This is a genomic window from Pseudomonas sp. Fl5BN2, from assembly GCF_009908205.1.
Classification (GTDB): Bacteria; Pseudomonadota; Gammaproteobacteria; order Pseudomonadales; family Pseudomonadaceae; genus Aquipseudomonas.
The window spans coordinates 1-3,638 of the sequence record NZ_JAAARL010000048.1 but is presented as its reverse complement, the minus strand read 5'-3'; the positions used below and the strand labels follow the sequence as shown (position 1 = coordinate 3,638).

General features: G+C 63.6%; 3 protein-coding genes. 1 reads left to right on the top strand and 2 read right to left on the bottom strand.

Going from position 1 to position 3,638, the window contains the following annotated elements:
- Positions 1-811 precede the first annotated feature (811 nt).
- Together GV819_RS32435 and olsB are read right to left on the bottom strand one after the other, a co-directional pair.
- Entirely contained in the window at positions 812-1,606 is a 795-nt protein-coding gene (locus GV819_RS32435) for a lysophospholipid acyltransferase family protein (RefSeq protein ID WP_161760100.1), read from the bottom strand.
- Positions 1,606-2,361: an L-ornithine N(alpha)-acyltransferase gene (gene olsB, locus GV819_RS32430; RefSeq protein WP_161760099.1), complete on the bottom strand. Its 756-nt coding sequence runs from the start codon at positions 2,359-2,361 to the stop codon at positions 1,606-1,608. Before olsB ends, GV819_RS32435 begins: the two co-directional genes overlap by 1 nt.
- 140 nt (positions 2,362-2,501) lie before the next feature.
- Here olsB and GV819_RS32425 point away from each other — a divergent pair, with 140 nt between their 5' ends.
- Entirely contained in the window at positions 2,502-3,401 is a 900-nt protein-coding gene (locus GV819_RS32425; RefSeq protein WP_161760098.1) for an acyl-CoA dehydrogenase, read from the top strand.
- The last annotated feature ends 237 nt before the right edge of the window (positions 3,402-3,638 follow it).

Here is a 3,638-nt window from a genome sequence, read left to right as displayed (position 1 = left end):
CATCTCCACGACCAAGCGAATGGCTTCAGCCTTTTCTTCAGCGGTAACGACCCGAAATCCCATGATGCTTCCTTAGGTTGAAACTCCTACAGAGTGGTCCAGGAACATTGAGCCACAACAGCTTGCCAGCGAAGGCGTCCTCGTCGGTGATGCCTGTCTCAAGGGCCTCTTCGCCGGCAAGCCGGCTCCTACGAGAGTATGGGAGTTCACTGGGTGGGCATGAAAAACTGCTGTAGGAGCGGGCTTGCCAGCGAAGGCGTCCTCGTCGGTGATGCCTGTCTCAAGGGCCTCTTCGCCGGCAAGCCGGCTCCTACGAGAGTATGGGCGTTCACTGGGTGGGCATGAAAAACCGCTGTAGGAGCTGGCTTGCCAGCGAAGGCGTCCTCGTCGGCGGTGCCTGTCTCAAGGGCCTCTTCGCCGGCAAACCGGCTCCTACGAGAGTATGGGAGTTCACTGGGTGGGCATGAAAAACCGCTGTAGGAGCTGGCTTGCCAGCGAAGGCGTCCTCGTCGGTGATGCCTGTCTCAAGGGCCTCTTCGCCGGCAAACCGGCTCCTACGAGAGTATGGGCGTTCACTGGGTGGGCATGAAAAACCGCTGTAGGAGCTGGCTTGCCAGCGAAGGCGTCCTCGTCGGCGGTGCCTGTCTCAAGGGCCTCTTCGCCGGCAAGCCGGCTCCTACGAGAGTATGGGAGTTCACTGGGTGGGCATGAAAAGCTGCTGTAGGAGCTGGCTTGCCAGCGAAGGCGTCCTCGTCGGCGGTGCCTGTCTCAGGGGCCTCTTCGCCCGCAAGCCGGTTCCTGCGGGAGGTGCTCAGGCGGCGACCAGTTCACCGCTGCGGCGTGGTTCGGCAGGCTGTGCAACATCGCCGAACAGGGCTTTGTGCACGGCTTGCTGAGCCTGGAAGGCCAGCGCCGCACGTTCCTGGCCCTGGCAGGCAATCGGCTTGAGCAGATGGATCTCTACCCGGCCCTGATCATTGGCGAACAGCCGCATCAGGTGTGAGAGCAAGTCATCGTCGCCAATGAAGGGCGCCAGGGTATCAATCTGGCCGTCCCGCAAGTAACGGATCGCCACCGGTTGCAGGGACACCTCGGCGTCGATAGCGCTGGCCAGCAGGCGCCCGTGGAAGGTACGCAGGCCACGGCCATCGGTAGTGGTGCCCTCGGGGAACAGCAGCAGTGGATGCTGTTCCTGCAAGTGGCGGGTCATCTGTTTGCGAATCAACTGGCTGTCGCCGGCGCCGCGACGGATGAACAGGCTGCCGGCCTTGGCTGCCAGCCAGCCGGCCACGGGCCAGGTGCGCACTTCAGCCTTGGACAGGAAGGACAGCGGAGTGAGCATGCCCAGCAGTGGGATATCGGTCCAGGACACATGGTTGCTGACCCAGAGCATCGGCTGGCGAGGCAACTCGCCGTGTACCGTGATCCGGAACGGCAGGGCATTGCTCAAGCGGGCCATGAAGAAGCGCGACCAGCGTTGGCGCCGGAGCATGGAGTTGGCGGTGCCCAGGCGCTCCAACAGGCCAAAGATGCTGGCCATGATCAGGCCCAGCGCCACCACCAGCAATACCCGGGCGATGCGCCCGTAGACCCGCAACCGGCGCATCAGACTGCCGCCTTGAAATGCCGGGCGTAACGCGGGCACAACTCGTCACGCTTGAGCAGGATGAACACGTCGGCCACCTGGAAGTCCTGGTCCCAGCACGGTTCGCCGCAGATCTTCGCCCCCAGGCGCATGTAGGCCTTGAGCAGCGGCGGCATCTCGGCAATCACATTGGAGGGGAGGTCCAGGCTGGGCAGCGGGTGCTTTGGTTCGGCCCGCAGGTGCTCGGTGCTCAGGTAGCGTTCGCGAAGGCGCTGCATGATCGCGTGGGCCTGCACGCCGCCGTCCTGCATTGGAATACTGGCGCAGCCCATCAGGTAGCTGTAGCCGCCCTGGTTGAGCACTTCCGCCAGTTCGCCCCAGAGCACGGCGATGGTGCCGCCGTTGCGGTAGGCCGGGTCGACGCAGGTGCGGCCAATTTCCAGGATCGGGCCCTTGAGGTGCACCAGGCCATGCAGGCTGAACTCCTCTTCGCTGTAGAAACGCCCCAGGCTGCTGGCGGCCTGGTGGTCCAGCAGGCGAGTGGTGGCCACCAGGCGGCCGGTGTTCAGGTCGCGCACACCGATGTGGCTGCAATGAACGTCGTAGTCATCCATGTCCAGACCCAATTCCGCGCCCTTGAGCTTGGCGTTGAACTCGCCACTGAAGACGTTGAAACGCAGAGCCTGGGCTTCCTGCAGGGCCTGGGCGCCGATCAGGCGTTCGGCTTGCAGACGGCGTTCAGTGCCGGTGTCGCTGATGCGGGCGATCTGAGTCATCGTGAATCTCCGTGCGGGCTACCGACCCGCCTTGGGTTGCAGCCAATCGACTTTGTTGTGCAAAGTCAGGCTATGTAGCCCCGGTGTCATCGCCATGAAGCTTTGGTGATGCTTATATGACAGCCCCTGAGGACCTTCGAATGCCCTGGCAAGCCCTGCTCGACAGCCGTCAACGATTGCCCGCAAACCCCGACCTGGCGGAGGGTTACGGGGCTTTGCTGGCACATTTGGGCAGTGTCACGCCCTTCGAGTTGGCGGTGCTCGGCGGGCGCCTGATGGCCACGCCGGGGCTGGCATTCCTGGTGGGGTACCAGGCGGCGTTGCGCATGTTGTGGCCAAGCGCGCCGCAAAGCCTGGGTGCTTTATGCGCGACCGAACGCCGCAGCCTGCGTCCGGCGGACATGCAAACGCGGCTGGAGGATCTGCGCCTGCACGGGCGCAAGGACTTTGTCACCGCCGGTGATGCCGCCGACTGGCTGTTGGTGGCGGCCCGTAGCGAGGCTCCGGGGGAGAGCCCAGCGTTGCGCCTGACGGTGGTCTATGCCGGTGAGCCTGGGGTCAAGGTCGAGACGCTGCCCGCCATCGCCCTGATGCCGGAGATCAGCCACGGTTGTCTGGTGCTCGACAACGCTGCTTGCGAATTGCTGGCTGGCGATGGCTGGGACGCCTATGTCAAACCCTTCCGCAGCCTGGAGGACATCTATGTCCTGAGTGCCATGCTCGCCTGGCTGTATGGCGTGGGGCAGGACAGCGGCTGGCCGCAGCCCCTGCAACTGCAGTTGCTGGGATTGCTTGCGGGCTGCGCCGAAGTCAGTCGGCAAAAAACCTGCTTGAGTAGCGGGCACATTCTATTGGGCGGCTTGTTCATGCAGTTCCAGGCATTGCGACCTGACATCGACGCCGCGTTCGCCAACGGCCTTGAGCCTTGGCGCAGCCAATGGACCCGGGACCAGGCCCTGCTGGACCTGGCCGCCAGCGCCCGGGAGCAACGCCTGGCCAAAGCCCTGGCCTCGTTTCAGGAACGGCGCCCCCTTGCGTAAGATCCGGCTTGCCGGCGAAGGGGTCTGAAGGTTTTGCACAAGGCTCGATGACGCCTTCGCTGGCAAGCCAGCTCCTACGAGGCGGAATGCCGCGGGCTGTTGTAGGAGCCGGCTTGTAGTGGTCCAGTTTTTTTGGACCATCCTGTAGGAGTATTAGGCCGCCAGCCTTTCAAAAGCAGCTGGCGGCAGGTTGTTCGAGGCAGAGTGACAACGCCGATGGTTGTAATGAGCGATAAA